Consider the following 24,994-nt stretch of genomic DNA (forward strand, 5'->3'; position numbering starts at 1 on the left):
GTATGCAAACTCCTAAAATCCAATTTCTCGGCGCCGCCGGTACCGTTACCGGAAGTCGCTTTTTGCTGAGTCACGGCAAAACCAAGGTTTTGGTCGACTGCGGACTTTTTCAAGGCCTCAAAGAACTCCGGCTCCGAAATTGGAAACCCCTGCCAATTGATGCCGCTGAAGTCGATGCTGTCATACTCACCCACGCCCACCTAGACCACTGCGGCTACATCCCTAGGTTGGTTAAAGAGGGTTTTCGCGGAAAAATCTACGCAACCAAATACACGACGAAATTGGCCGACATTATCTTGCGCGATTCTGCCCGCATTCAAGAAGAAGATGCTAGATACGCAGCCAAAGAGGGGTTCTCAAAGCACAATCCGCCGGCTCCGCTCTACACCGAACAAGATGCAGCTTTGGCTCTGCAGCATTTCAAGCCAGAGGCCTTTCACGAGCGCATTAGGGTTGCCGAAGACACCTACGTGACTTTCTACCCAGCTGGGCACATCCTTGGTGCTGCATTTGTCGAGGTCGAGTTTTTTGGTAAGAGACTTTTGTTCACCGGAGACATGGGTCGAGACGAACATCCGCTACTGCGCCAGCCAGATCAAATTCCAAGCGGAAAATATGACGCAATCGTTACCGAGTCAACCTACGGTGATCGCGAACATGTTGCCGAGACTAGCAACTTTGAAGATGTGATTAATCAAACGATTAAACGCGGTGGTTCGGTCCTTATTCCAGCTTTCGCGGTTGACCGTACCGAAGTTATTTTGGTTCGACTTCGCGAATTGATTGAACAGGGCAAAATTCCTCAGGTACCAATTTTTGCTGATTCGCCGATGGCGTTGCGTGCCCTCGCACACTATCGCGACGCTATCGATGGCAACTCGCCAGAAATTCGTGACGAAATCGTCGCTGAGTGGGCGGGCCGCGATCCGTTTGATCCGGGAACCCTTAGCGAGTTGATGACGGTTGAGCAATCGAAATCAATCAACAAGCCAACCTCGCCCTGCATCATCATTTCGGCCTCGGGTATGGCCACCGGCGGACGCGTGGTGCACCACCTGAAAGAAATGCTGCCAAATCAGTTACACAGCGTCATTTTGGTTGGATTCCAGGCAATCGGCACTCGTGGTCGCCGTCTAATCGAGGGTGAAGAGCAGGTAAAAATGCACGGCCAGATGATCGATGTGAAAGCTCAAATAGAGCAAATCAACTCTTTCTCAGTACACGCGGATGCCGATGAGATGATTGGCTGGTTAGCGGTAGCCAGTGAAGCGCCGAAGCGAATTTTCGTGGTTCACGGTGAAGCGGGGGCGGCCGATATTTTCGCCGACCGTATTAAGGGTGACCTGAACTGGGATGCTATCGCGCCCGGCGACGGCGAGGCATTCGACCTCTAGCAGTCGGTCAGGTTACCCTGATTTTGATGAACAAAAGGTTGCAATTTGCTACGGCGGTTTTGGCGTCTGCGCTGATGCTGGGTCTTTCTGGCACAGCGTACGCAAACCCAACACCAAACCCGTCTGAGACGCCAACCCCAACGCCAGTCGCGTCTGCCGCAATTTGCTCGGCAAAGTCGGTTATCAGGCAGTCGGCTTTAGGTAAGTTCTACGGTTACGTGGTTGACGTAAATTCAGGCAAGGTGTTGCTAGATGTGCGAGGTAGTGAGGCAACTCCGTCGGCCTCGGTGCTCAAGGTAGTTTCCGCCGCGGCAGCAATGCTTACCCTGCCGAGCGACTATCGGGCAACAACAAAAGTTCTTACCGTGCCAGATCAGCCCGGTGTAATTGTTTTGCAAGGTGGCGGAGATCACACGCTCTCGCGAATGACCGGCGAAAGCTACACAACCTATACCGGGGCACCTCGACTTGAAACTCTGGCCTATCAGGTTTTTACCCGTTGGGCGGAAGCTTACGGGATTAGCAAAATTATCCTGGATCCGAATTTCTTCGCCGGACCAACCTATAACTCGGCTTGGAAAGCTTCGGATCGAACCAACGGCTACATTTCACACATCACCGCTTTGCAGGTCGACTCGGATCGCGCTAATCCTGACTTAACTTCCAAGGCCTACAGCGGCTACCGCAGCACCGACCCGGTTTTGCGTACCGGCCAATTTTTCAAAGAGGCGCTTGGCGGTTTAGCCGAGGATGCCAAAATCACCAAGGGCCGCACCCCAAAAAACGCGGTGGAATTCACCTCGGTTTCAAGTCAGCCAATCTCGGTTTGGCTAAAACATGCGATTGCTGTTTCAGATAACACCGAAACAGAATTCATCATTCGTCACGCTGCTAAGGCAGCTGGATTACCGGCGAGTTTTAGTGCAATTGAACCCCTGGTGAAACAAAAGTTGACTTCGGTGGGCGTCGACACCACCGGGCTGGTCATGAAGGATGGTTCGGGTCTAGCCCAGGCAAACCGACTAACCCCAAAAATGGTGACCGAAATTCTTGCCTTGGTGGCAAAAGACCATCCGAATCTTGCGGCCATGGATGAGTACCTACCTATTGCGGGTCGAACCGGAACGTTGGCGGGCAGATTCACCGGCAAAAATGCGGTCGCTAGAAATTTTGTACGAGGAAAATCTGGGTACATTCCGGGGCTGTATAGCCTTGCCGGAACCATTACTGCTAAAGATGGCAGCAACCTTGCATATGCCATTTTTGCGAGGTCAGGCGATGGTAAAAAAGTTGGTTACTCAGCCCGAGCAGCCTTAGATAGCGTTGCCACCAGGTTTTTCACCTGCGGCGCAAATCTGGGTCTTTAGTTTTTCTTCCTGCGACGCTGCACCATACCAATGGTGATAATTAGCCCGACGATGAGCGCCCCCCAAACAGCTACAGCAATCAGGATCGGACCAAAATCAGGTTCGCTCTCGTCAGTGGCCGGCGCTGGTGCGATTACCATCATGGTTTCGCACGGTGTCACCGAACCCTCGTTGATGGTGCTGGTGTCAACGGTGAATTCAAAATTTCCCGAAACCGGATGGCCGTCTTCGGAAACCGAGCGCCAGACAATCTTGTAGTCACCTGATTCTGCAAAAACGGCATCGAGGCTGATGGAGTTTGTCTCTTGGCTCACGCAGGAGACTTCGGTCAGCAGTTCATCGGCAGAATTTTTGACAATGATTTCTGAACCCTCGCCATCACCTAACGCCAAAAGCGGTTCAGCAAACTCAATCCGGATGTTTTGCAGGCCACCTGCGACGGTGCTGCCCGCGACCGGATTGGTTTTGACCTCATCGGAATGGGCAGTCGCTGCTAGGCCACTGCCAAAAACCAGGGCAAAACAGATGCCGATTGCGCTCAAAAACCTCTTCATACCTAGAAGTCTAAGATGCCCGGCTGTACCAGCCCAGGCCAAATTAGCTCTGGGCTAGGTATCATCGTTTGGTGAAAAGGTTTGAACACTTTAAAGAAGTCGGGATTGGAGCCCTATCGGGTGCAGCCATCTTGGCGCTAATTATTGGCGGCTTTAGCGTTGGGGGCACTGCCAACAACAACGCTCAGCCACAGGCCAGCGAGTCGGCAACCGCTTCAGCATCTGCGTCGCCTTCGCCATCTTCAGCTCGAATGTGTTCGGTTGCTGAGCAGGCTGCCGATCCGCTCTTGGCAAACCTATCTGCCGTGGTGATAAACCCGGCAACTGACGAAATTCTTTTCGATCGAAACGCCCAAACCCCAGCCGCGACAGCCTCGGTAATGAAGCTGCTAACAGCTGCTGCAGCACTTGAAACCCTAGGGCCCAATTACCGCGCAGAGACTCGCGTCTACCAAGATGCAACCGACCCTTCGACAATTATTTTGGTCGGGGGCGGCGACCCAACCCTCTCGCGAACTGCAGCCGGTGTCCAGTCTGTTTACGTGGACGCACCAAAACTCAGCACCCTGGCCCTCAATGTAAATCAGCGCCTAGCTGGAACACCAATTTCCAAAATCATTCTCGACTCATCCATGTTTCAGGGGGCCAGTTGGGAGTCGAGTTGGGAACGCAGTGAGCAAACTCAGGGCTACATGTCAGAAGTGACGGCGCTGCAGGTTGATGGCGATCGAGCCAACCCGTCAAAAGAAACTTCTGCTCGCTCAACTAACCCGGTTGGTAACGCCGGTCGATTCTTCAAAACCGCACTGGGAGAAAGTGCTTCAGCAGCCACCGTGGTCAAGGGTGCGTTGCCGGCTTCGGCAAAAGAAATTGCCAAGGTGGTTTCGCAACCGATCAGCAAATGGATCAACCACATGCTGCAGGTTTCTGACAACACTCAAGCTGAAGCCTTGGCTCGCTTGGTTTCACTCGACATGGGCTTTGACGGATCATTCGCCTCGATTGGTCCGGCATTCAAAAAAGCGCTTGCCAACACCGGGCTCGATTTATCAGCGGTAACCATCCGGGATGGTTCTGGTTTGAGCGACTTCAACGCGGTCTCACCAAAAGTGATTGCCGATCTCATGAAGTTGGTTATCAACAACACTTCAAACTTGGGCGTCATCAACCAGGGACTTCCGGTTTCGGGCGAATCTGGGTCACTGGCTAACCGTTTCAAGGGCGACAACGTGGATGCTGCCGGAAAAATCTTTGCGAAAACCGGCTGGATCAAAAAAGGCTACACGCTTGGTGGGTACCTGAAGGCGGCTGACGGAACCACCCTAACCTTCGCGGTTTACGCGCTAGGTAACGTGTCTGACTCAACCAAACAGGCAATTGATAATTTGGTTACCGGTTTTTACCGCTGCGGAGATACTCTTTCAAACCAGTAGCGGTCGACTCGTCGGCTAAATGAGTTGTTCGCGGGCAGCCCCGTCCGCGGCTGAAACCGAAAAGATGTTTGGTGTGGCGTAACCCAGGTTTTCAAACTCGGCCAACACAGCCAAGGTAACCTCAGAGATTTTCTCGATCGGGGTTAGCGCAATCGCCGCCCCGCCAAAGCCACCTCCGGTCATTCGGGCTCCAATTGCTCCGTGAGCCAGCGCGGTTTCGACGGCTGTATCTAGTTCATCAATTGAAATCTCAAAGTCGTCGCGCATTGATTGGTGCGACTGGTACATTAGTCGACCGATTGCAGCAGGCCCTTTTTCGCGAAGAGTTTTGATGGTGTCGAGAACGCGCTGATTCTCGGTGACCACGTGTCTTACTCGGCGGAATGTGACGTCATCCATGATTTCGCGAGCTCGGGTCAAATCTGCTTCGGACACATCGCGCAGGCTGCTGGCACCAAGCAGCTCGGCACCGCGTTCGCAAGCTGCGCGACGCTCGGCATAGCCGCCATCGACGAGACGGTGAGCCACTCGAGTATCGATGATGAGAAGTTCCAGACCCGCTGCGGCAAAACCGAGTTCGATGGCTTGAGTTTCTAGCGTGCGGCAATCTAGAAATACCGCATGATCTAGCTGGCCAAGCATCGATGCCGACTGGTCCATAATTCCGGTAGGCGCGCCAACAATTTCGTTTTCACCAAGTTGCCCCGCTTGAGCCAAGGTTCTGTCGTCAAGATTTAGATTCCAAAGCTCATTAATTGCGACGCCGACCGCGCATTCGATAGCGGCAGATGAAGATAGACCTGCGCCTACTGGCACATCTGAGTCAATGAAACAATCGAAGCCGGCCGAAAGATCAACTTCAAGGCCAGCCGCTTTAGCTTTCTGAATTACCGCCCAAGCCATACCAAACGGGTAGGCAGCCCAGTCATAGTTTTGTCCGGCAGAAATCTCAGAAAGCAAAACTTGGTGAGTCTGATCTGAAAAGCTGGTCGCGACTCGAAAAACACCATCGCTTCGTTTTCCGAACGCTGTGTAGGTTCGGCGATTAATGGCAAGGGGAAAAACGAAGCCTTCGTTGTAGTCGGTGTGCTCACCGATTAGATTCACTCGACCGGGGGCAGACCAAACGCCAGTCGGTTCGTAGCCGAACTTTTCGACGAAGGCAGCTGCGGTTTTTTTGGCTAAAGACTGGCTCAACGAATAGCTCCTCTAAGCAGCTCGGCTGCAACTTCAGGTGGAAAGTCGGCAATAAAAGCACCCATGGCTGATTCTGAACCGGCCAGGTACTTTAGTTTGTCCTCAGCCCGTCTTGGCGAGGTAATTTGCAACTGCAACCTTACTTTTTCTCCGCCAGCAACTAGCGGGGCTTGATGCCACGCAGCGATGTACGGGGTTGGTGTGTCGTAAATCAAATCGAGAGCTTTTAGCAACTTCGAGTAGATGCTTGCCAATTCGTCTTTTTCAGCTTCGGTTAGTTGACCAAAGTGGTTTACGTGACGATGAGGCAGCAGGTGAATTTCGATAGGCCAACGAGCCGCGAAAGGAACGTATGCGGTGAAGTGCTCGCCAGCAATCAAGACTCTCTCACTTGATTTTTCAAACTGCAGAGTTTGTTCGAACAGGTCGTCGCCGAAAGCAGCAATCGAACTAAGAAGCTTCTTGGTTCTTGGAGTGACATAGGGGTAGGCGTAAATCTGGCCGTGGGGGTGGTGGAGGGTTACGCCAATTTCTTGACCGCGGTTTTCAAATGGAAAAACCTGCCGTATTCCCGGTAGCGCCTGAAGTGTCGTGGTGCGATCTGCCCAAGCCTCGATAACAGTTCTGACTCGACTAACTGCCATCTGACCGAGAGACCCAAGGTGTTCTGGGCTAAAAACCACAACCTCGCATCGTCCAATCGAATCGCGAGTTGAACCAAGTTTCAAATCAGCTACCACAGCATAGTTTTCGTCATCAACTTCGGGCAGTGTTGGGCCAAAAGACGGGCTTTTATTTTCAAATACGGCCACGTCAAAGAAATCCGGCATTTCAGACTGGTTTGTCGTTGTGGTCGGGCAGAGTGGGCACTGGTTTGCTGGCGGCAGAAATGCTCGTCCGTGTCGGTGTGCAGCAACCGAAATCCAATCCCCGGTTAGTGAGTCAAGGCGCATTTGCGCGACCGGGGGTCGTTCTGGAAGTTCACGGGTGTCGGCCAGACGAGTTGCGGGCAGTTTTGAATCGACATCATCGAAGAAGAGTAGGTCTCGACCGTCTGCTAATTTCGCACTGATCTTTTTGATCCCCGTCATGCCGCAATGCCTCTTCATTTATCGTTTGCCTGGTTAGGCTTTGCCTATGGCAAAAGACCTCGGGCACAAGTTTAGCCTTTCACTATCGCAAAGTTACCGAAACGTGACCGCTGTAATCGATTCGATAGGAGCGGCCATCCTCTCCTTGAAAGTCGGCGATACCGAACTTCTCGATCCCGGTTCGTACGAAAGTTCGAGCGGTTTCCTTGAGGGCGTAACCATGGCCCCCTGGGTGAATCGCCTGGCCGACGGTCGTTATCAATCGGCTGGAGTTGCCTATCAGGTGCCGCTTACCGATGAAGAGCGCTCGGTTGCAAATCACGGACTTGTTTTTGAGTCTGATTTTGAGGTAGCACAGGTTCTGCCTGGTGCCATCAAGTTGGTAAAAGAAATCGATGACCCAAACATCTATTCGACAAAGCTTCGGATAGAGGTCAGTTACCAGCTCACTGAAGATGGGATCTCGGTAACCCAGCAAATTACAAATCTCGGTGATCGCGAGGCACCGCTATCTTTTGGTTCGCATCCCTATTTTCGAATCGGCGAATTTTCAGCTGATCAACTAGAGATAAAAACTTCGGCTAAATCGGTCGTCGCAGCCGATGAACGACTTTTGCCGATTGGTAAAGTGCCGGAAACTACATTTGGTCTAGTTCGGGATGAGTGGGTTCTTATCGGAAATCTAGAAATAGATAATTCACTAACCGATTTACACTTCGATGAAAATGGTCTCAGCGAAACGTTCTTGCGTGACCCAAATGGGCGAGTAATCCGACTTTGGCAATCAAAAATTTATCGCCACCTCTCGCTCTTTACCCCCGATTTCTATCAAACGGCAGAGGGCAACACGCGCTGGTCGGTGGCCCTAGAGCCGCAAACTTCGGCGGCAAATTCTTACAACACCGCAGATGACTTGCTGGTTATCCAACCAGGCCAAGTTCTCGAGGGTAACTGGGGAATCAGTTTCGCCGAGTGAATGGCAAAAGAGTTGCTGTTTAGTTAAAGGCGCTCGCCGCAAGTTCGGCCTGGTCGCCCTCGATCGCCGCAACTATTTTTGAAACAACCGATTGTGCTGTCATTCCGGTTGGCATCGGCGGTGCTTGACCTTCGACTGGTCTTGTAGCCAAACCGGTTTCGGTGTGCCCCGGTCTCAGATCTATGAATCGAACGCCATTCTTGCGCTCCTGTTTGGCCATGGCGCGAAGGTAGCTGCTGAGCGCCGATTTACTTGCCGAGTAAATGGCCATTCCAGGCATTGGTAGCTCGGCAACAACTCCGCTGATTGCCGCAACAAAGGGTTTCTTTTCTGGGGTAGCGCTGCGGCGCAGCAACGGCAACATTTGTTGAAAAAAGTTGATTGGTCCCAAGGCGTTGATCTTGAAAACTTTATCCAGGGTTGGCGAGCTTGCAAGTTCGCCGAAGGTCACAACTCCGGACGCGTTGATAATGCCATCCAGGCCTTCGAGTGAGTCATTGAGATAGTTGGCCAAGACTTCAATTGATTCATCCGACCTCAAATCAAGAAGCAGTCGCAGCGATGCCTCACTTGGAATGTTCGCGGCTGACTCGACTGTGGTCGCGGTGGCCAAAATCTCGTGGCCTGCGGCTCGAAGCTGTCTAACCAACTCACCGCCCAAAACACCAGAGCCACCTACAACCAAGATTTTCATGCTCGACCTTTCCAACCTGACCCAACCTTCGTGGGGCAATTTTTATGCCCAATCCAGGGCAGGCATTTGTTTACCAATTGTTTACTTTTTGTCTATAAAGTGAACAGCGTTCAAACTAGGTTTCCCTAGTGCCAATTATTTAGACATCTGAAAGGGTCCCATGGATCCGATTTTCGTAGTGGTGCTGGTGGTTAGTCTGGCCCTGTTTTTCGATTTCACCAACGGTTTTCACGACACCGCCAACTCGAGCGCAACAGCAATCGCAACCGGCGCCTTGAAGCCGCGCGTGGCTGTTGCGATCGCCGCGGTCATGAATCTTATTGGCGCATTTTTATCAACCGCCGTAGCTAAAACAATTTCGGTCAGCCTCATTAACGAGGATGTCAGCTTGGGTGCCGAAATGGTATTTGCCGGTTTGACCGGCGCCATTCTCTGGAACCTCACCACCTGGTTCCTTGGTTTGCCATCATCCTCGTCGCACGCACTATTTGGTGGCCTAATCGGAGCAGCGATTGCCTACGCCGGCGTTGCAGCAGTGAACGCACCTAAGGTTATTGAGAAAGTGCTCATCCCCGCCCTAGCTGCACCTGTGATTGCCGGGCTTTCGGCATTCTTGGCCACTCGACTGGCCTACTGGCTCACCGCGCGCAGTCAAGAGCAACGTCGTAAATCAGGCATTGGAACCGGTCGTGCCAATTTCAGAATTGGTCAGATTTTCACCTCGTCGCTGGTTGCTCTATCGCACGGCACCAACGATGCGCAAAAAACTATGGGTGTAATCACACTGGTTTTGGTTGCCTCCGGTCTGCAAGAAGATGGAAACCACGTTGAGTGGTGGGTAATCGTCTCAGCAGCGCTAGCAATTGCGATCGGCACCTACTCGGGCGGTTGGCGCATCATCAAGACAATGGGCACCGGGCTTGCTGAAATTAAGCCAGCCCAAGGTTTGGCTGCAGAAACTGCGACCGGTGTCACAATTTTGGCATCGAGCAATCTTGGCTTCGCTCTATCTACCACTCAGGTGGCATCCGGTTCGGTAATCGGTGCCGGCCTTGGTCGCAAAGGCGGTGCTATTCGTTGGAACAAAGCTGGCCACATCGTGACCGGATGGTTGTTTACGTTGCCAGCCGCTGGAGTCGTTGGTGCCATTTCGGCATACATCACTATGGCTGGGCCATTCGGAGTTCTAATTGACGGAATTTTGACCTTGGCGCTGATTGTGACCATTTTCCAGATGTCTCGCAAGTCCAAGATCGGCCACCACAACGTGCTCAGCGAGGTGGAAGAGGCCAGCGAGCTGGTTGCATCACCGCGTCAGGTTCGTGCCGCTGCCAAGAAGGCAGCGCTCGCCGCAAAAAAGGCTAAGAAGGGTAAGAAGTAATGGAAATCAACTGGTCAAGTTTTGCTCTGGTTGCCGGAGCATCAGTAACTTTCACCCTGGTAATCGTAGGTTTTTTCTCGCTGGGCATGCGCTTGCTGACTAACGCTCAACACGCTGCTCCCGCTGCAAAAAAAGGCAAAGCCGCAGCTGTTCGAGTTGAAGCCTTCAATCGCACCTTTGCGTATTTCTTTTTCGCACTTTGCGCTGGCGCGCTGCTCTACGGCATCTACTTAGTGGTTCCTTATTTCCACCTAGCCGATAAATAGTTTTAGGTAGTTTCACCCGCCACGAATGGTGTCCCGATAGGGGCGCCATTCGTTTTATTACGCAACATTACGTATGCTGTTTTAGTCGGCGATGAGGCCAAGGTAGCCTTGTCTCATCACGGCATCGGCCTTTGGCCATTCGATGTGGTGGGTAAGACGAGAAAGGGAAGCCATGTTCACTATGCAAATGCGCATGATGAGCATGATGCAGGAGAGCATCGGCTAGTCGTCAGTTAATCTGACTCGAGCTCTCCGTAACACCCAACCGCCCCACCAATCGAAAGTACTCGTATGTCAATCTCAGCAGCGCTTAGCAGCAAAAACTTCTCGGTATTACCGGCTGAAGTTGTGCTTGAAAATGTCAGCAAAACATTTGGCCGTGGAAACCGCGCCGTCAATGTTCTGGCCGACATTACACTAACCGTGGCCAAGGGTGAGATCGTTGTTTTGCTTGGCCCAAGCGGTTGTGGAAAATCTACTCTGCTAAGACTTATTGCCGGCTTAGAAACTAAAACTTCTGGGCAGGTTAAAGTCGATGGTCACGAAGTCACCGGCATTGATGCACGCACCAGCGTTGTTTTTCAAGAGCCTCGACTATTGCCTTGGCGTTCAATTCGCAAAAACATCGAATTGGGCACCCGAGGCGAAGATCATTCGGCAGAAATAGATGCGTTGATTAGCGCGGTAGGTCTTGCGGGGTTTGAAAATCATTTGCCTCGCCAGGTCTCCGGCGGCATGGCTCAACGAGCCGCTCTAGCCAGAGCACTGAGCGGGTTCCCCGGCGTGCTATTGCTAGATGAGCCGTTTGCTGCGCTCGATGCCCTGACTCGTTTACAAATGCAAGATTTACTGCTCGAGGTAGCGGCTGCCGCTGGCTCAACAGTAATTCTGGTCACCCACGATATTGATGAAGCCCTGCACCTGGCAGATCGAGTAGTAGTCCTTGGCGAACGCGGATCCGGCATTGCAGAAATCGTTGAAGTGAATCAAGCCCGGCCGCGCGATCGCAGCCACCCAGCTTTGGCGCCGCTCAGAACTGAGTTGCTGTCCAGATTTGGCATTCATCCATAACCAAAAGAGAGAACAATGAACAAGCTTTTCAAAAAAATTGCAGCCGTAGTCGTGGCCGCTTCCACCGCGGTAGTCGGTTTGACCGGCTGCGTAGCCGGCGAGGGTTCAGCGGCCAGCGCCGAAAACGGCGAGGCGCTGTCTGTAATCAAGCTCGACTATGCCTACTGGAACCCGCTAAGCCTGGTGATTAAAGACCAGGGTTGGGCAGAAGAAGAATTTGCCAAACAGGGTGCAACCGTCGAGTGGGTACTTTCGGCCGGAAGTTCGAAAGCCCTAGAAAACCTGAATGCAGAGGCAATTGATGTTGCATCAAGCGCCGGTTCGGCAGCATTTGCCGCTCGCGCGAATGGTGCAACTCTAAAAACGATTGGCGTTTTCAGTCAGCCAAACTGGGCGACCACTGTGGTACCTAAAGGCAGCGACATTACCTCGGTTGCCGCTCTGAAAGGCAAGAAAATTGCCGCCGCCTCCGGCACAGACCCATATTTCTTCTTGCTGCGCTCGCTAAGTGACGCGGGGCTTTCAACCGCGGATGTTGAAATCGTGAACCTAATTCACGCCGATGGTCAAAAGGCGCTTGAATCTGGCGATGTCGATGCTTGGGCAGGTCTAGATCCGCTGACCGCAACTTCAGAGCGCACCGCCGGATCAGTCATCCTTTCGTCAAAGCCTGAGTACAACAGCTGGGGAGTGCTTAGCGTGAACGAGAAATTCCTAGCGGCACACGCTGCCGAGCTCGAGATTGTGCTTTCGCTCTACGAAAAGGCACGAACTTGGATTGCCGAAAACCAAGATGCTGCCGTGGCAATTTTGGCTCGCGACGCATCATTGGATGAGGGCGACGCTCGCAAGGTCTTGCTAGAGCGCACCAAGGTTGACGTCTCGATCATCCCCGGTGCCGAGCAGAAGTCGGTACTTGAGGCAATCACTCCGGTGCTTGTGGCCGAAGGAAAAATCAAATCTCAAGAAGCTGCAGACAATGCGTTGGCTTCAATTTACGACACTGCAATTGCCGAGAAGGTAGCTAAGTAAAAATGTCTGACACAAGAAGCGGCAGCACCGCAATCAAGAACTCCGGCAACAAGACCGTGCGCAAACTACGTAATCTTGGCCTGGGTTTGGTGCTGCCGATTCTTGTGCTTGTAATCTGGCAAACGCTATCAACCAACGGTAGTTTCAGCCCCACCCAGTTGCCGCAACCGGGCGACATTGTGCTCGCTGCGGTAGAACTTATCAACCGCGGCACACTATTGGGCCACGTTGCAATCAGTGCTCAACGCGTGCTCATCGGTTTCTTAATCGGTGCCCTTCTGGGTATTTTTCTCGGTTCTATCGTGGGCCTGTCCAAAATCGCTGGTCGCCTGCTTTACCCTACCGTGGGCGCGCTGCGCGCGGTGCCATCGCTGGCTTGGGTTCCACTCTTGCTAATTTGGATGGGCATCTATGAAGAGCCCAAAATCACGCTGATTGCAATCGGTGCGTTCTTCCCGGTTTTCACCACGGTTGCCTCTGGATTCAAAGCTGTTGATCGTAATTTGATCGAAGTTGGTCGCAGCTACGGCCTGCGCGGGGCTCAGCTAGTCACCCAGATTCTGCTGCCGGCAGCTTCACCAACGATTTTTTCGGGTATTCGTTTAGGTTTGGCGCAGGCGTGGTTGTTCTTAGTTGCTGCCGAACTGATTGCCAGTTCGAAAGGCTTGGGCTTTTTATTGCTGGACAGTCAAAATACGGCCCGCACCGACATCCTGTTTTTGTCGATTATTTTGTTGGCAATTCTCGGCAAGACCAGCGACTGGTTGGTCGGCTTGCTTGAGAAGCGGGTTTTGCGCTGGGTTTAGTCCTCGTTGAAAGCGGGTTTAATAGTCAAATGAGTGAAAAGTCAAAAGAGCACCAGTTTGGTTTTAAGACCAGGTCGCTGCACGCTGGAGCCGTTCCCGACGCCGCCACTGGGGCTCGCGCTGTGCCGATCTACCAGACCACATCCTTCGTTTTTGAAGACACCAAGGATGCCGCGAATCTTTTCGCTCTGCAAAAGTACGGCAACATTTACAGCCGCATCGGAAACCCCACCGTGGCAAGTTTTGAAGAGCGAATTGCCAGCCTTGAAGGCGGACTCGGCGCGGTTGCAACTGCCAGCGGTCAAGCCGCTGAATTCATCACTTTTGCTGCCCTAACGCAAGCCGGCGATCACATTGTCTCTTCGTCTCGGCTATACGGCGGAACAGTAACTCAGCTTGACGTCACCATGCGTCGCTTTGGGGTTGATACGACTTTTGTAACAGGAAACTCAGCCGAAGACTATGAAGCGGCAATTCAAGAAAACACCAAACTCATTTTTGTCGAAGTGGTTTCCAACCCTTCCAGCAACGTTGCAGATTTGCAGGCCATCGCTGATGTTGCGCACAAAAACGGTATTCCGCTAATCGTCGACGCCACCACAGTCACGCCATACCTCTGCCGACCTATCGAACACGGGGCCGACATCGTTATTCACTCAGCAACGAAGTTTTTGGGTGGCCACGGAACAACTCTTGGTGGAGTCGTGGTCGACTCCGGCAACTTCCACTGGGACAATGGCAAATTCCCAACCCTGGTAGACCCGGTTCCGGCTTACGGAGATTTGCAGTGGTGGGGAAACTTTGGTGAATACGGGTTCCTGACCAAGTTGCGCACCGAACAATTGCGCGACATCGGTCCGGCACTCGCTCCGCACAGCGCCTTTTTGCTCTTGCTTGGTGTCGAGACTCTGTCGCAACGCATGAAAGATCATGTGACCAACGCCAAAGCTGTAGCCGAGTGGCTCGATTCGGACAAGCGAATTTCATGGGTAAAATACGCCGGTCTGGAATCGCATCCCGACCACGCATTGGCGAAGAAATACACCCCAGAAGGTCCGGGCGCCGTGTTTTCGTTTGGCGTTGAAGGCGGCCGCAAAACTGGCGAGCGTTTCATCAACAGCGTTCAGCTGCTAAGCCACCTGGCTAACATCGGCGACGCTAAGACCTTGGTCATCCACCCGGCATCTACTACACATCAGCAGCTCAACACCGAGCAACTCGCTGCGGCCGGTGTGCCAGAAGATTTGGTGCGAATCAGCGTCGGCATCGAAGATGTCGAAGACATCATTTGGGATCTTGACCAAGCACTGACCAAGGCAACGGGGGTTTCCCGATGAGTTGGGTCGAACCAAACGCACGTGAACGCCTGCGCATTTTGCAGGATTCGAAAGTTATTGCAATCGTTGGTGCTTCAAATAACCGGGCCAGGGCCTCATACTTTGTGGCAAGTTACCTCAAGGGCTTCGAGAACTATCGCGTTTATTTTGTGAATCCAATGATTGACGAATTACTCGGTGATCCGGTTTACAAATCATTGGCCGATTTACCTGAAAAACCAGATATCGTCGATGTCTTCCGCAAACCCAGTGATACTCCGGCTGTCTTTGCCGAGGCCGCTGCGGCGGGAGCGAAAACCGTTTGGTTGCAGCTTGGTATTTTCAACGAAGAGGTCGGCGAGTTGGGCCAAAAAGCTGGCATCAACGTGGTGATGAATCGCTGCATCAAAATTGAGCACGCTCGATTCCACGGTGGTCTCCACCTAGCTGGTTTCAACACCGGAGTAATTTCTTCAAAGAGGCAGGCAATCTAATGGCTGGGCCAAAAACCGCTAAACCGCTAATCGGTGATACCTGGTTTGGTACCGGTGATCGCAACATCAAAGTTGAAGATCTTCGCGGCCGCTTTGTGCTGCTAGATTTCTGGACTCTTTGCTGCGTTAACTGCCACCACGTTTTAGCTGAACTTCGGCCGATTGAGAAAAAATACTCGGATGTACTCACCGTCATCGGTGTGCACTCACCCAAATTTGAACACGAGAAAAAGCCAGAATCTGTGGCCTCAGGAATTGAACGCCACGACATTCACCATCCGGTGTTGAACGACCCAAACATGGCAACCTGGGCTGCTTACGGGGTTCGCGCCTGGCCTACGCTAGTGCTCATCGACCCACGCGGCGACGTGATTGCAACTTATTCGGGCGAAGGGCACGCGCATGCGATTGATGCTCTGCTAGCCGAGCTGGTTGATCAATACGAGCAAGACGGTTCTTTGGTCAGAGGCAAAGATATATATGTTGCTCCGCCGCAGTCGAGCAATCTCTACCGCCAGCCTGGCAAGGTCGAAGTTATCCCCGAAAGACTGCGCAACTTTTTCAACGGAGCAGACCTGCTGATTAGTAACAGCGGTGCGCACAACCTGATTGCTGTTTCGTCGGCGAACACTGATATCGCCCTGCTGACTATCGGGTCCAAAACACGAGGCAACCGAGACGGCGACTTTGAAAACAGTGAATTTGCCGAACCCTACGGCAGCTATTTTTTGCCAGCCGAGCTAGCTGCTGAAGTGGGCTTCGACCTGGTTGTTGCTGATACGGCCAACCACAAAATCAGAGCAATCGATCTGGCGAATCAAAAAGTCACCACGCTGGTCGGAACCGGTGAGCAGTGGATGCAGAACGATCCAACCGAGGGTCTTGGGCCACAGATTCGACTAAGCACTCCGTGGGATGTAACTGTAATCGGTCGAGACTTGCTAATCGGCATGTCGGGTGAACATCGCATCTGGGCTTACAACTTTGATGCCAAAAAAACTCGCATCTTTGCCGGCACAACAAACGAAGGTTTGGTCGACGGCAACCTGACCGAGGCTTGGTTTGCGCAACCTTCGGCACTGCAGCCTTCACAAAGTTTGCCCGACGCCTTCTGGTTAGTCGATGCCGAAACCTCCGCCCTACGGTTGATTAGCGGGGGCAAGATTTCCTCGCCCGTCGGCAAGGGTTTGTTTGATTTCGGCCACGTCGATGGGCCTGCATCTGAGGCGCTACTGCAGCACCCGCTTGGTCTTGATGAATTGCCTGACGGCTCGGTGCTAATCGCCGACACCTACAATCACTCAATCCGCCGATTCGATCCGCAAACCAATCAGGTTTCGACGGTGCTTCGCAATCTGGCCGAACCCAGTGACGTCAAAGTTATCGAGACTGAAGCCGGTCCACGCATGGTTGTAGTTGAGGCTGCAGCCGGACGCATTTCCCTGCACCCGATTTCCGATTCGGTAATGGTCGCCGGTGATGCCATGCGCACCACTCGACCCGCGTTGCTCATTCGCGACGGTGCTGTGTCCTTGGATGTTGTCTTCAACCCACCACCTGGACAGAAGTTTGATGAGCGCTATGGGCCATCTACTTCGCTGGTGATCAGCAGTACGCCAAAAGAGTTGCTGCTCTCCGGAGCCGGTACGTTCACCGGTTTGACCAAGGAACTGCAGATAAATCCAGAAATTGCAGAGGGAGTTCTGCACGTCGCTGCCAGAGGAGCATCCTGCGACGACGATGGTACCGAGTTTGCTGCCTGCCACATTCACCAGCAAGATTGGGGCATTCCGGTGAAGGTAGCCTCTAGTGGTTCTGCTGAGGTTCAGCTAGTTCTTTCAGGAAAACTGGAAGCATAATTTTTTCTGGGTTAGCCTTCGATTGTGCGAAGAATCGAAACCCCAGCTTTTATTGCCGCAGTGATTGGCCCATTTCAATCCGTTGGTGGCTGGCTGCTCGCGGGCTCACTCTGGCCAGGATATGACCCGGTTACCAAAACCATCAGTGATCTAGCTGCCAAAGATTCCCCGGTGTGGCCGCTGATGAGTGCGTTCTTTTTACTGGGCGGCACCCTAACCCTGCTTGCCGCGGTTTACTCAAAAAGTTTTCCTATGCCCGGCCGAGTGGTGCTGTTGTTAGCTGCCCTAGCAACCTACGGTCTAACCATCTTTCAAACGCCGACCCAGGATACCTACTCGGTCGCACATCGATTCTTTGCCGCAACCGCATTTGTGCTCTGGTCAATCTGGCCAATTTTCGCGACGCGGCGAGATCCAGCTGCGCCGATGCTGCTAAGGCCAAAGGCCACGATTCTGGCCACCGGATTTTTCTTGCTCTTGGCGATTTGGTTTCTATCCGTATGGACAGATCCGAACTTTACCGCGGAAGGTGTGGCCGAACGCATCCTGGTAACCGCTCAGGCTCTCTACATGTCACTGGCCATAGTGCTTATTTGGTTTGAAGAGCGTCGTTTGTATACAAAACAATAACAAAAATCAATAATTAGGTAGATTGGTTGCTAAATAGAGCATAATTGTATACAAACATACAGTTATGCGAGGAAACAATGCGTGCCAGCGACCGTGCCTATCGTGCCCTAATGGCCGATATCATCGACGGTCAATTGAAACCCGGCACCATTCTCGGCGAGGTAGAGCAGGCCAGTCGTCTGGGCGTTTCAAGAACTCCGCTTCGCGAAGCACTGAACCGGCTGCAAGCAGAGGGGTTTCTAGAGACAACCAGTGCCCGCAGTTTGGTTGTTTCCGAAGTCTCGCTGGTTCAGGTTCGAGAACTGTATGAACTGCGTGAGGCGCTTGAGATGCAGGCTGCAAAACTGGCTGCACAGCGTGGAGACCGAGAAATCTTTCAAAACCTGCAACGCGAATTTGAATCGCTAACCGGCGACCTCGATAGCCAAAACCAAATCGAGCTGCTGTACCAACTGAATGCTCGCCTCGATGCGGCTGTCGATGTGGCTATAAACAACGAATATCTTGTTGCCGCACTTCGAAATGTTAGAACTCACATGGCCAGAATCCGTCGGTTGGCCACCCACAATCCTCGTCGGCTTGCCCAGAGTGTTGCCGAAACTCTACTAATCATCGAGGCCATCGCATCGGGTGATTCCGAATTAGCAGCCAGCGCTACACAAATTCACCTGCGCCGCTCACTTGCCAATGTCGCTGGCGAACTTGAGCTGGCCAACAACCAACAGATATCGCGAATCAAAATCGAAAAGGATAAAAACAATGAAGTTGCATGAGGTTCGGGTTTACAAAAGCGAAGAAAATCTAAAGCGTGAAGATCAGCTCGCCTGGAAAATCGCAGCGGTAGCCAGCGACAAAGTAGCTGTCGATGACGAGGTTACTGAAATGGTTATCAACCGCATCATAGAAAATGCCTCGGTGGCCGTTGCCTCGCTAATTCGCAAACCGGTAGTCTCAGCAAGGTCGCAGGCCTTGGCTCATTCAAAATCTGCCGGTGGTGCGGGTGCCAACATCTTTGGTTTGCCAGCCGACAAAAGAGTTTCTGTCGAGTGGGCTGCTTGGGCAAATGGCGTAGCCGTTCGCGAACTCGATTACCACGACACTTTCTTGGCCGAGGAATACTCTCACCCCGGTGACAACATCCCACCGATGATTGCCGTAGCTCAACATGTTGGCTGCGACGGAATGTCATTGATTCGAGGCATCGCAACCGGTTATGAAATTCAAATTGACCTAGCTCGGGCGATAAGTTTGCACCGTCACAAAATCGACCACGTGGCTCACCTTGGGCCATCGGCCGCTGCCGGCATCGGAGCTATGCTCGGTCTAGACACCGAGGTCATCTACCAGGCCATCGGTCAGGCATTGCACACCACAACAGCCACCCGCCAATCGCGTAAGGGTGAGATTTCTAGTTGGAAAGCGCACGCTCCGGCATTGGCTGGCAAAGTCGCGATTGAATCAATCGATCGGGCTATGCGTGGCGAAACCAGCCCCACCCCAATTTACGAGGGCGAGGATGGCGTCATCGCTTGGTTGCTTAGCGGACCCGGCGTCGTTTATAAGGTGCCGCTGCCAGAGGCCGGAGAAGCGAAACGAGCAATTTTGCTGTCTTATCCGAAAGAGCATTCAGCCGAGTATCAAGCTCAGGCGCTGATTGACCTCGCGCGCAAAATTAACGCTGAGCACCCCGAGGCAACCAACCCAGACAATGTCGAGTCAATTGTTATCCACACTTCTCACCACACCCACTTCGTTATTGGCTCGGGTGCGAACGATCCGCAAAAGTATGATCCAACTGCAAATCGTGAGACTCTCGATCACTCAATTCCGTACATGTTTACCGTGGCTCTACAGGATGGCGACTGGCATCACGTTCGCAGCTATTTGCCTGAGCGTGCTCAACGAGTCGATACCGTTGCGCTCTGGCACAAGGTAACTACCGTTGAAGATCCTGAGTGGAGTCGCCGCTACCTTTCGACTGACCCAGATGAAATGGCGTTCGGTGGTCGTGTGGTTATCACGCTAAAGAATGGCACCGTCATAGAAGACGAATTAGCCGTTGCTGATGCCCACATCCACGGCGCCCGACCATTCGGCCGAGAGCAATACATCCACAAATTCCGCACGTTAGCTGAAGGAATTGTCGATGAGCAGGAGATCGAACGTTTCTTGGAGCTTGTGCAGCGGTTGCCGGAACTGTCGGCAAATGAGATGGCTGGGCTAACCGTAACTGCCCGAGCCGGCTACCTAGACAGCGTTGTTGAGCCTAAAGGACTCTTCTAATGCTGTATTCGAAAGTATCGCCAGCACAGAAGCGGGCCAAGTTTCGAGAAAGCCTTTCAGGGCCGGAAATCCTCGAATTTCCCGGTGCGTTTAATCCGCTTTCGGCAAAGCTAATTCAAGAAAAAGGCTTCGACGGAATTTACATTTCAGGGGCAGTAATTGCCGCCGATTTGGGGCTACCAGATATTGGTCTGACCACGCTGACCGAGGTGGCTAACCGAGGTCGTCAAATTGCCCGCATGACTGATCTGCCAGCCCTAATCGACGCCGATACCGGGTTTGGCGAACCGATGAATGTGGCCCGAACAGTGCAAGAGCTGGAAGATGCTGGGGTCGCCGGATTACACATCGAGGACCAGGTGAATCCAAAACGCTGCGGCCATCTTGACGGAAAAAATGTGGTTGACAGCGATACCGCGATAAAGCGAATTCGTGCCGCAGTTGAAGCGCGACGCGATTCAAATCTGGTTATTATGGCCCGAACCGACATCCGCGCGATTGAAGGCCTAGATGTGGCAATCGATCGCGCCAAGGCACTGGTCGATGCAGGCGCTGATGCAATTTTTCCCGAGGCTTTGAAAGACCTGGGCGAATTTGAGGCGTTCCGCAAGGCAATCAATGTGCCGCTGCTGGCTAACATGACCGAGTTTGGTAAAAGCGAGCTCTATACAAAACAGCAGCTGCAAGATGTAGGCATGAACATGATCATTTATCCGGTGTCGCTGCTGCGGCTAGCGATGGGGGCGGCAATGCGCGGCTTAGATTCGCTAACCGAGCAGGGTTCGCTGAATGACATGGTGCCCCAGATGCAGACCCGGGCGCAACTTTACGAGCTGCTCGACTATGAAGATTACGGTCATTTTGACAGCGGCATTTTCAATTTCGATTTAGGCAACAACCGCGCTTAAACAAAAAGACCCCACTCGAAAGTGGGGTTTTTTGTAGGCCCCGTGGGACTCGAACCCACGACCCACGGATTAAAAGTCCGTTGCTCTAACCAACTGAGCTAGAGGCCCATGTGTTGCCGCTTCCGACAACTCGGAAAAGTTTACCAGTTTTTATCGGTCACCATTTCAACTGGCATTTCCCGACCTGACAAACCGCTTGGATTTAGGAATTCTGCGTTGCCCAACCGCTCGAAACCTTCACCGCACGCTGCCAGTTGATGTAATTCCACTCATTGAATTGGGCGGGGGTGAAGATGCGGTCGGTGCGGAAGATGCTCTTCAGCTCTTCTTTTGATTTCCATATGCCAACACCCAGACCAGCTAAGAATGCTGCGCCAATAGCGGTCGACTCGAGGTTCACGCCTCGAATCACTGGAATTCCAAGACTGTCGGCTTGGAACTGCATCAAGAAGTTATTTGCGGCCGCACCTCCGTCAACTCGGAAGCTCTCGAGCTTGGCGCCGGTATCGGCTTTGATGGCGTCTGATACCGCACGGATTTGGTAGGCAATAGCCTCGAGGGTTGCGCGAGCGATGTGAGCTTTTGTCGTTCCCCGAGTTATGCCCAGAATTGTGCCTCGAGCATAAGGATCCCAGAATGGCGCACCCAAGCCGGTAAGCGCAGGAACAAATAGCACTCCGCCGGTGTCAGTTACTGATTCGGCCAAAGCCTCAACCTCAGAGGATTTTTCAATAATTTGTAGGCCGTCGCGAAGCCACTGCACGGCCGCACCCGCCACAAACACTGAGCCTTCGAGCGCGTAGGTAATTTTTCCGTCTGGCTCCATCCACGCAATTGTGGTCAGAAGACCGTGACTGCTCGATTTGCGCTGCTCGCCGGTGTTGGTCAGGATGAACGCCCCGGTGCCGTAGGTGCATTTGTTATCGCCGATTTCGAATCCGGTTTGGCCGAAAAGCGCAGCTTGCTGATCTCCGGCGATACCCGAGATTGGAACCTCTAGACCTAAGAAATGATTCGGGTCAGTGGTAGCCAAACGGCCGTAACTTGGCACAATCTGCGGAAGTGCTGCCATCGGGACTTCAAAAATTCGAAGCAGTTCCTCATCCCATTTTGCTGTTGAGATGTTCATCAATTGGGTGCGGCTGGCGTTGGTGGCGTCGGTGATGTGTGATTTGCCGGCGGTGAGACGAGCCACCAGGTATGAGTCAACAGTGCCGATTACGAACTTGCCAGACTGAACCCCAGACCAAACCTCTGGCTCGTTTTTTGCCAACCAGAGAAGCTTGGTTGATGAAAAGTACGGGTCAAGACCAAGTCCGGTTTTGGCCCTGATTTCGTCCTCGTGGCCGGCATTCACCAGTTCAACGACGAGGGGCGAGGTGCGTCGGTCTTGCCACACTATTGCCCTGCGGGGTGCAGCGAGTGTTGCTTTGTCCCAGAGCACCACCGTTTCGCGCTGGTTGGTGATGCCAATCGCTGATATCGGTACGTCTGCCCCCTGCATAGCCTCGCGAACAGCAGTCAAGGTCGCTTGCCAGATTTCCTCTGGATCGTGTTCGACCCATCCAGGTGATGGAAAATACTGCGGAAATTCTCGATAACCCTTGGCCAGACCTTCGCCCGACTCACTCATGATTAGCGCCGTGACACCGGTGGTGCCCGCGTCAATAGACAAAATAGCCACAGAATCTCCTTGCGTTATTGGCAGGTTATTCGAAGATTTTGGCCGCCAATAGACCGTTATCATTTCGTAATAAAACTCGTTACCGGCCCGTAATCTGGCTCCCGATATTCGTTATCAAAGCCTGTAAATCTATACCCATGACCAAATTCGATGTTGCAATTGTTGGCGGTGGCATTAACGGTGCAGTTTCAGCTGCGGCACTTTCGGCTGCCGGATTGAGCGTCCTACTTCTCGAGAAGAACGATTTTGCCTCGCAAACCAGCCAAGAATCGAGCAACATGGTCTGGGGCGGCATCAAATATCTGCAGACCTTCGAGATTCCACTGGTCTACAAACTTTGCCGCTCACGCTCGCGACTATTCGAGGCATTTCCGACCAGAATCCGCCAAATTGGCTTTTTTGCCGTCGGCGATAAAAATGCACCAGCCGCGCCACTGATTACTTACGCCGGAGCCCTGCTCTATTGGTTTATCGGCTTGTTCGGCACCAAGGCGCCTCGGTATTTTGGCACCAAAATGGCAAAACAATATGAAGGCCTAGTCGATGAGACTCGGGTCAGAGGCGCGGTGCAGTACTTTGACGGCTTACTTAACGACAACGACGCAAGGTTCGTCTGGGACTTCATCAACCGAGCCAAGCAACTGGGTGCCGACACCAGAAACTACACCGAAATGGTTGCCGCAACCCGTGAAACCGACGGTTGGCTCGTCGAACTACAAGACCAGCTAACCAAGCAGCGTTCGACTGTCTCGGCCACTGTGCTGATCAACGCGGCCGGACCAGAATCTGCCGAACTTAACCAGAAAATTAGCGTCTCAACCAAAAACTCGTTGGCGTTGAGTAAAGGCATCCACCTGATCGTCCCAAAAATCACCGCGGATGATCGTGTGATCGCAGTCTGGGATGAGGACGGCCGACTTTTCTATGTGCTGCCGATGCATGACCGCAGTGTTATTGGCACAACCGACACGCGTGTTGCTGCCGTAACCAAGGAAGTTACTGAAGCCGATCGCGAATTTGTGCTTCGCAACATCAACCAAGCGCTCAAATTAGCAACTCCACTGACTAAAGCCGACATCATTGCCGAACGCTCGGGTGTTCGTCCGCTTGTTATTTCATCGCCGAAGAAGGGCGCGAAATCACAAGAAATTGATTGGCACAAACTTTCGCGCAAACACGAAATTGAAGTTGATGCCCAGACCAAAGCGATAACAATTTTTGGCGGCAAACTAACCGACTGCCTCAACATTGGTGAAGAAGTTCTTCAAGCGGTTTCAAAACTGGGACTTCGAGGCAACAAGCCGGCGCGATGGTTTGGCGAAGACAAGATGGCTGGCACCGCCGAAAGATTGCGTCAACTTTTGTCTGACATCGTCAAAGACTCTAGTTATCTAAACCTCTTGGTCGATGGCCTCTGGCGCCGTCACGGAGAGCAGGCCTTTGAAATTGCCGACCTGTTTCTAAAGAATCCAGATGCAGCAGAGCCTGTTTTTCCCGGATTGGGTTTCAGTTTCGGTGAACTTGATTTCATCATTCAAAACGAACAGGTCAAAACCGCAGAAGATTTGTTGCGTCGCCGGACCCCGATTGCCCTGGTTAGATCTGACGATGAAATTGCTAACAACAGCAGGCTTCAAAAACTAGTGCACCAGCGGATCAGCGCCTAACTGTCGTTCTTTTCGGGATGGCCACTCCACGATTAGCATCGCAATTAGCATCAATCCGCCACCGATCAGGGTTTTAGCTGACAGTTCCTCCTGACCCACACCAACGGAAATCGCCGCAGCAAAAACCACTTCGGTGGTCAAAATTAGGGCAACGCGAGACGAATCCATAATGCTTTGCGCCCAGGTTTGGACAAAGAATGCCACCGCGGTAGACAAAATTGCGGTGAAAAAGATTGCAAACCAAACATCTTGGTTTGGCGCGGCTTGGTAGCTGCCATCGGCAAGAGCGCCCACCCAACAAACCGCGGCCACGGTGCCCAGCTGAAGAACGGTCAGGGCATAGGTATTTTTACCAGGACTCCAAACGCTTAGCCCAACGATGTGCGCTGCAAAAAGCACGGCGCAAATAATGCCCCAGATTTGTCCAAGTTCAATTGAGAAGCCCGACACCGAAAGAATTGCTAGCCCAACGGTGGCCAAGGCAATTGCAAAAACCACTTTTTTGGACACTCGATGTCTCAGCACTAGCCAAGCAATAATCGGAGTAAACACCAGGTAGAGGCCGGTGAGAAAACCGGTGATAGCCGCGGTGGTTAGTTCAAGGGCGATGGTCTGAGTGACATAGCCAAGCCCCAACATCAATCCGAGAGGGATGCCTTTCTTCAGCAGGTCACGGTCTATAACTCGCAGCACTTGGGGGCGCACCAAAATCATGGCCAAGGTTGCGATTGTGAATCGGGTAGCTAGAAAGTCATAAAACGGCTGCTGAACAATTGCCGGCTTCATAATCACAAAAGCTGCACCCCAGGTGACTGCTACTAAGACAAGGGAAATTCCGGCTACTGTGGTGCGCTTCATCAGACCAGTCTAAAAGCAAGCACCGGTTACCTG

General features: G+C 52.6%; 23 protein-coding genes and 1 tRNA gene. 17 read left to right on the forward strand and 7 right to left on the reverse strand.

The window, feature by feature from the left end; translation table 11 throughout:
- The first annotated feature begins 2 nt into the window (after window positions 1–2).
- Together A4Z71_RS01405 and dacB (A4Z71_RS01410) are read left to right on the forward strand one after the other, a co-directional pair.
- Window positions 3–1,394 (forward strand): MBL fold metallo-hydrolase RNA specificity domain-containing protein, encoded by a 1,392-nt coding sequence (locus A4Z71_RS01405; RefSeq protein ID WP_070954204.1) that lies wholly within the window; start codon window positions 3–5, stop codon window positions 1,392–1,394.
- 26 nt (window positions 1,395–1,420) lie between these two features.
- Window positions 1,421–2,761 carry a D-alanyl-D-alanine carboxypeptidase/D-alanyl-D-alanine endopeptidase gene (gene dacB / locus A4Z71_RS01410; RefSeq protein WP_070954205.1) on the forward strand — a complete coding sequence of 447 codons (1,341 nt, stop codon included), beginning with the start codon at window positions 1,421–1,423 and terminating at the stop codon, window positions 2,759–2,761.
- Here dacB (A4Z71_RS01410) and A4Z71_RS01415 read toward each other — a convergent pair.
- Window positions 2,758–3,315 carry a copper resistance CopC family protein gene (locus tag A4Z71_RS01415; RefSeq protein WP_070954206.1) on the reverse strand — a complete coding sequence of 186 codons (558 nt, stop codon included), beginning with the start codon at window positions 3,313–3,315 and terminating at the stop codon, window positions 2,758–2,760. The genes dacB (A4Z71_RS01410) and A4Z71_RS01415 overlap by 4 nt on opposite strands.
- 71 nt (window positions 3,316–3,386) lie before the next feature.
- On the opposite strand from A4Z71_RS01415, the gene dacB (A4Z71_RS01420) reads away from it, so the two are divergent.
- The gene (gene dacB / locus A4Z71_RS01420; protein ID WP_084028370.1) at window positions 3,387–4,748 is read left to right on the forward strand and encodes a D-alanyl-D-alanine carboxypeptidase/D-alanyl-D-alanine endopeptidase; all 1,362 of its coding nucleotides are present in this window, start codon (window positions 3,387–3,389) and stop codon (window positions 4,746–4,748) included.
- A 15-nt stretch (window positions 4,749–4,763) separates the two neighbouring features.
- Here dacB (A4Z71_RS01420) and galK read toward each other — a convergent pair whose 3' ends face one another.
- Window positions 4,764–5,945, reverse strand: a complete 1,182-nt coding sequence (galK, locus tag A4Z71_RS01425; protein ID WP_070954207.1) for a galactokinase — start codon at window positions 5,943–5,945, stop codon at window positions 4,764–4,766.
- Entirely contained in the window at window positions 5,942–7,036 is a 1,095-nt protein-coding gene (gene galT, locus A4Z71_RS01430; RefSeq protein ID WP_084028371.1) for a galactose-1-phosphate uridylyltransferase, read from the reverse strand. The genes galK and galT overlap by 4 nt, the downstream gene beginning before the upstream one ends.
- Window positions 7,037–7,082: 46 nt before the next feature.
- Between galT and A4Z71_RS01435 the strand changes: the two genes are divergently transcribed.
- Window positions 7,083–8,012 (forward strand): aldose epimerase family protein, encoded by a 930-nt coding sequence (locus tag A4Z71_RS01435; protein ID WP_070954209.1) that lies wholly within the window; start codon window positions 7,083–7,085, stop codon window positions 8,010–8,012.
- 19 nt (window positions 8,013–8,031) lie between these two features.
- Here the strand turns inward: A4Z71_RS01435 and A4Z71_RS01440 are convergent, their stop codons facing one another.
- Window positions 8,032–8,706 (reverse strand): SDR family NAD(P)-dependent oxidoreductase, encoded by a 675-nt coding sequence (locus tag A4Z71_RS01440; RefSeq protein ID WP_084028372.1) that lies wholly within the window; start codon window positions 8,704–8,706, stop codon window positions 8,032–8,034.
- A gap of 160 nt (window positions 8,707–8,866) precedes the next feature.
- Between A4Z71_RS01440 and A4Z71_RS01445 the strand changes: the two genes are divergently transcribed.
- The 12 genes from A4Z71_RS01445 (at window position 8,867) to prpB (ending at window position 20,752) form a co-directional block, all read left to right on the forward strand.
- The gene (locus A4Z71_RS01445; RefSeq protein ID WP_070954210.1) at window positions 8,867–10,087 is read left to right on the forward strand and encodes an inorganic phosphate transporter; all 1,221 of its coding nucleotides are present in this window, start codon (window positions 8,867–8,869) and stop codon (window positions 10,085–10,087) included.
- Window positions 10,087–10,353 (forward strand): hypothetical protein, encoded by a 267-nt coding sequence (locus A4Z71_RS01450; RefSeq protein WP_070954211.1) that lies wholly within the window; start codon window positions 10,087–10,089, stop codon window positions 10,351–10,353. Before A4Z71_RS01445 ends, A4Z71_RS01450 begins: the two co-directional genes overlap by 1 nt.
- A 291-nt stretch (window positions 10,354–10,644) precedes the next feature.
- A complete protein-coding gene (locus A4Z71_RS01455) occupies window positions 10,645–11,424 on the forward strand; it encodes an ABC transporter ATP-binding protein (protein ID WP_070954212.1) in 780 nt (259 codons plus the stop codon).
- 15 nt (window positions 11,425–11,439) lie between these two features.
- Window positions 11,440–12,456 carry an aliphatic sulfonate ABC transporter substrate-binding protein gene (locus tag A4Z71_RS01460; RefSeq protein WP_070954213.1) on the forward strand — a complete coding sequence of 339 codons (1,017 nt, stop codon included), beginning with the start codon at window positions 11,440–11,442 and terminating at the stop codon, window positions 12,454–12,456.
- Between the two features lie 2 nt (window positions 12,457–12,458).
- A complete protein-coding gene (locus A4Z71_RS01465) occupies window positions 12,459–13,262 on the forward strand; it encodes an ABC transporter permease (protein ID WP_084028373.1) in 804 nt (267 codons plus the stop codon).
- 29 nt (window positions 13,263–13,291) lie between these two features.
- Window positions 13,292–14,599, forward strand: coding sequence for an O-acetylhomoserine aminocarboxypropyltransferase/cysteine synthase family protein (locus tag A4Z71_RS01470; protein ID WP_070954214.1), 1,308 nt, complete (start codon window positions 13,292–13,294; stop codon window positions 14,597–14,599).
- Entirely contained in the window at window positions 14,596–15,072 is a 477-nt protein-coding gene (locus A4Z71_RS01475; protein ID WP_070954215.1) for a CoA-binding protein, read from the forward strand. Before A4Z71_RS01470 ends, A4Z71_RS01475 begins: the two co-directional genes overlap by 4 nt.
- Window positions 15,072–16,931 (forward strand): thioredoxin-like domain-containing protein, encoded by a 1,860-nt coding sequence (locus A4Z71_RS01480; protein WP_070954216.1) that lies wholly within the window; start codon window positions 15,072–15,074, stop codon window positions 16,929–16,931. Before A4Z71_RS01475 ends, A4Z71_RS01480 begins: the two co-directional genes overlap by 1 nt.
- 24 nt (window positions 16,932–16,955) lie before the next feature.
- A complete protein-coding gene (locus A4Z71_RS01485; protein ID WP_070954217.1) occupies window positions 16,956–17,561 on the forward strand; it encodes a DUF998 domain-containing protein in 606 nt (201 codons plus the stop codon).
- A 77-nt stretch (window positions 17,562–17,638) separates the two neighbouring features.
- Entirely contained in the window at window positions 17,639–18,334 is a 696-nt protein-coding gene (locus tag A4Z71_RS01490) for a GntR family transcriptional regulator (protein WP_070954218.1), read from the forward strand.
- Window positions 18,321–19,844, forward strand: coding sequence for an MmgE/PrpD family protein (locus A4Z71_RS01495; RefSeq protein WP_070954219.1), 1,524 nt, complete (start codon window positions 18,321–18,323; stop codon window positions 19,842–19,844). Before A4Z71_RS01490 ends, A4Z71_RS01495 begins: the two co-directional genes overlap by 14 nt.
- Complete coding sequence (prpB, locus tag A4Z71_RS01500) at window positions 19,844–20,752, forward strand: methylisocitrate lyase (RefSeq protein ID WP_070954220.1); 909 nt, start codon at window positions 19,844–19,846, stop codon at window positions 20,750–20,752. Before A4Z71_RS01495 ends, prpB begins: the two co-directional genes overlap by 1 nt.
- Window positions 20,753–20,786: 34 nt before the next feature.
- Here the strand turns inward: prpB and A4Z71_RS01505 are convergent.
- Both A4Z71_RS01505 and glpK read right to left on the reverse strand, forming a co-directional pair.
- Window positions 20,787–20,860, reverse strand: a tRNA-Lys gene (locus A4Z71_RS01505).
- Window positions 20,861–20,954: 94 nt separating this feature from the next.
- Window positions 20,955–22,436 carry a glycerol kinase GlpK gene (gene glpK, locus A4Z71_RS01510; RefSeq protein WP_070954221.1) on the reverse strand — a complete coding sequence of 494 codons (1,482 nt, stop codon included), beginning with the start codon at window positions 22,434–22,436 and terminating at the stop codon, window positions 20,955–20,957.
- Between the two features lie 137 nt (window positions 22,437–22,573).
- On the opposite strand from glpK, the gene A4Z71_RS01515 reads away from it, so the two are divergent.
- Window positions 22,574–24,103: a glycerol-3-phosphate dehydrogenase/oxidase gene (locus A4Z71_RS01515; RefSeq protein ID WP_070954222.1), complete on the forward strand. Its 1,530-nt coding sequence runs from the start codon at window positions 22,574–22,576 to the stop codon at window positions 24,101–24,103.
- On the opposite strand, the gene A4Z71_RS01520 is transcribed toward A4Z71_RS01515, so the two are convergent.
- Window positions 24,077–24,961, reverse strand: a complete 885-nt coding sequence (locus tag A4Z71_RS01520) for a DMT family transporter (RefSeq protein ID WP_070954223.1) — start codon at window positions 24,959–24,961, stop codon at window positions 24,077–24,079. The two genes, A4Z71_RS01515 and A4Z71_RS01520, sit on opposite strands and share 27 nt — an antisense overlap.
- Window positions 24,962–24,994 lie beyond the last annotated feature (33 nt).

Origin of the sequence: Candidatus Rhodoluna planktonica (genome assembly GCF_001854225.1) — a bacterium.
Classification (GTDB): Bacteria; Actinomycetota; Actinomycetes; order Actinomycetales; family Microbacteriaceae; genus Rhodoluna; species Rhodoluna planktonica.